Annotated in this window: 2 tRNA genes; both read right to left on the reverse strand. The window is 51.2% G+C overall.

Annotated elements, in window-relative coordinates:
• Nucleotides 1-73 precede the first annotated feature (73 nt).
• A tRNA-Ala gene (locus ACZYUB_RS16660) sits at nt 74-149 on the reverse strand.
• A 7-nt stretch (nt 150-156) separates the two neighbouring features.
• Nucleotides 157-233, reverse strand: a tRNA-Ile gene (locus ACZYUB_RS16665).
• Nucleotides 234-256: the final 23 nt, after the last annotated feature.

Consider the following 256-nt stretch of genomic DNA (forward strand, 5'->3'; position numbering starts at 1 on the left):
GACTTCCAAAGAAGTCAAACTGATAGCCTTGTACCAAAGCTATTAGTTTGTCTTCTACATCAAGCAAGAGAAATGGTGGAGCCATGCGGGATCGAACCGCAGACCTCCTGCGTGCAAAGCAGGCGCTCTCCCAGCTGAGCTATGGCCCCAATGAAGTGGTGGGTCTGAGTAGACTCGAACTACCGACCTCACCCTTATCAGGGGTGCGCTCTAACCACCTGAGCTACAGACCCACTTCAAGAGTTGCTCTCTTTAT

It is taken from the genome of Pseudaeromonas sp. HNCC25DJ182 (assembly GCF_055413365.1).